General features: G+C 61.7%; 3 protein-coding genes. 2 read left to right on the top strand and 1 reads right to left on the bottom strand.

The annotated features are described in order from the left end of the window. Positions 1–346, bottom strand: a 346-nt coding sequence (locus AC1D1X_RS19620) for a hypothetical protein (protein ID WP_477698947.1), incomplete at its 3' end; no start/stop codon positions are given. A 225-nt stretch (positions 347–571) separates the two neighbouring features. Here AC1D1X_RS19620 and map point away from each other — a divergent pair. Beyond that, positions 572–1,414: a type I methionyl aminopeptidase gene (map, locus tag AC1D1X_RS19615; RefSeq protein WP_477698946.1), complete on the top strand. Its 843-nt coding sequence runs from the start codon at positions 572–574 to the stop codon at positions 1,412–1,414. A gap of 51 nt (positions 1,415–1,465) precedes the next feature. Continuing rightward, positions 1,466–2,939, top strand: a 1,474-nt coding sequence (locus AC1D1X_RS19610; RefSeq protein ID WP_477698945.1) for a [protein-PII] uridylyltransferase family protein, incomplete at its 3' end; no start/stop codon positions are given.

Here is a 2,939-nt window from a genome sequence, read left to right as displayed (position 1 = left end):
CAATGCGTTTGATGGCCAGGCCGCAGTTGTGGGCGATGTCCGTAGCCTTCGACGCCCAGGGCGAAACGGTGCCAAAGCGCGGCGAGACAATAAAGGTCAGTGCATCATCGGTTTTTCCAGCGCCTGCAATGCAAGGGTCGCCATAGGTAAGCAGTGCTGCGAGCTGGCCCTTGACGGTGTCTGAAGGCGGCGCCTCCGTGGCAACCAGATGCACAAACCGGGCGCTGATGCCCACGATCTTGTCGTGGACGGCTTGCAGGCGGGGAAGGAGTTGCTGGACGCGGAAATCGCTGAGGGCGCTGATCCCGTGGGGTTCGCCCTCAAAAGTCGTCAGGTGCAGGGTCACGGTAGCGGTGGCCTTGTAATGGGAGGTGGGCAGCGCATGGCTGTTGGGTTTAACGGGCTAGCGTTAACCCGTAATTTTATCAGCGACTGAAGGCCTTCCCCGGTTTGCTGCCGGTGCGCCCGGGCACTTTTGCGATCCGTTCGGGCCACATTCGGGCCAAAGCCAAAGCCCCTTGGTCCCATGCTGAAAATGCATGTGCCCGGGAGCGGTGGGATAATCGGGGCCATGAGTATTACTTACAAAGATGCCGCAGGAATTGAAGGCATGCGCCTGGCAGGGAGGCTTGCTTCCGAGGTGCTGGACTACCTCACCCCCTTCGTGAAGCCGGGTGTCACCACCAWTGAAATAGACCGGCTGGCCCATGACTACATGACCCAGGTTCAAGGCACCATTCCGGCCACGCTGGGCTATGGCCCTCCCGGCTATGTGCCATATCCCAAGTCGCTGTGCACTTCCATCAACCACCAGGTCTGCCATGGCATTCCCAACGACAAACCGTTGAAAAAAGGCGACATTGTCAATATTGACGTGACCGTCATCACCAAGGACGGCTGGCACGGCGACAACAGCCGCATGTACCTGGTTGGCGAAGCTTCCATTGCGGCCAAGCGGCTCTGCCATGTGACCTATGAAGCCATGTGGCAGGGCATCATGCGCGTCAAGCCTGGGGTCAGGCTGGGCGACATCGGCTTTGCGATCCAGACTTTTGCCGAAAAACAGGGGTTTTCCGTAGTTCGCGAGTTTTGCGGCCATGGAATTGGCCAGAAATTCCACGAAGAACCGCAAGTGCTGCACTACGGCCGCCCCGGCACGCTCGAAGAGCTCACACCGGGCATGACCTTCACCATCGAACCCATGATCAATGCCGGCAAGCGTGACATCAAGGACGGCCCCGAGAAAGACGGCTGGAGCATCGTGACGCGCGACCATTCCTTGTCCGCCCAGTGGGAACACACCATTTTGGTGACTGAAACCGGCTATGAGGTACTTACCCTGTCCGCCGGCAGCCCGCCGATCCCGGCGTTTGTCCCGCAAAGCAGCCCTGCCCAAGCCGCTGTCAGTGCCTGAGCCAGGCGCACAGTGGCGCCCCGCGCACTCTCCGACCCTGCGAGCTCCGCGATGATCGAGCTGGCCCCGGTCCGCGAGCAATACAAAGCGGGGAAAGCCGCCCTCCTCGCCACGCTGGCCGCCAGTGGCGCCTCGTCCCGCGGCATCCACAGCCTGCTGCAAAAATTCGCCCGGCATGCCGATGCGACCCTGCAGCTGCTCTGGCAGCGTGCCGGCTTTCCGGTTTCCGCCTGCCTGGTGGCCGCAGGAGGCTTTGGCCGCGGCGAGCTGTTTCCCCATTCGGATGTAGACGTGCTGCTGCTGCTGTCGGACAACGCCAACATCGACGGCGACCCGGCCCTCAAGGCCAAGGTAGAGAGCTTCATCGGCGCCTGCTGGGATGTGGGCCTGGAAATTGGCTCCAGCGTGCGGACGATTTCCGGTTGTGTCGAAGAAGCGGCCAAAGACGTCACGGTGCAAACCTCGCTGCTCGAAGCCCGCCTGGTCGCCGGATCCAAAAAGAATTTTCTGCAGCTGCAAAACCGGCTGGCCGTCGTGTTGGACCCGCAGGCTTTTTACGTGGCCAAGACGCTGGAGCTGCGCCAGCGCCACAACAAGTTCGAAAATACCCCCTACTCGCTCGAGCCCAACTGCAAGGAATCCCCGGGTGGATTGCGAGACCTGCAGGTGATTTTGTGGGTGGCACGGGCCGCCGGCCTGGGCAAATCCTGGGACGACCTGGCCCGCAACGGCCTGGCTACGGCCTTTGAAGTGCGGCAGATCAAGGCCAATGAAGCCTTGCTGAGCTTGATACGCGCGCGCCTGCACCTGATTGCCGGCCGGCGTGAAGACCGCCTGGTGTTTGACCTGCAGACCGCCGTGGCCGAGTCCTTCGGCTATTCCGCCGAAGCCGACGACGGCAGCAAGGTGCCGCGCCGCGCCAGCGAGGCGGTGATGAAGCGCTACTACTGGGCCGCCAAGGCCGTGACCCAGCTCAACCAGATCCTGTTGCTCAATATCGAAGAACGGCTCAACCCCAACACCTACCCGCTGCGGCCCATCAACGAGCGCTTTTACGACAAGGCCGGCATGCTGGAGGTGGTCAGCGACGACCTGTATGCGCGTGAACCGCACGCCATCCTGGAAACCTTTTTGGTATTCGAGACAACCGTGGGCATCAAGGGCCTGTCGGCGCGCACCCTGCGCGCGCTCTACAACGCCCGCGGACTGATGAACAGCAAGTTCCGCAGCGACCCGGTCAACCGCGACACCTTCCGGCGCATCCTTCAGCAGCCCGAGGGCATCACCCACGCCATGCGGCTGATGAACCAGACATCGGTGCTGGGCCGCTACCTCTGGATCTTCCGCAAGATCGTCGGACAGATGCAGCACGACCTGTTCCATGTTTACAYGGTGGACCAGCACATCCTGATGGTTCTGCGCAACGTGCGGCGTTTTTTCATGGCCGAGCACTCGCACGAGTACCCGATGTGCTCGCAGCTCGCGGCCGGCTGGGACAAGCCCTGGATTCTTTATATCGCCGCGC

This window comes from Polaromonas sp. P1_G4, from assembly GCF_056405475.1.
This window is presented reverse-complemented; position numbering and strand designations above follow the sequence as displayed.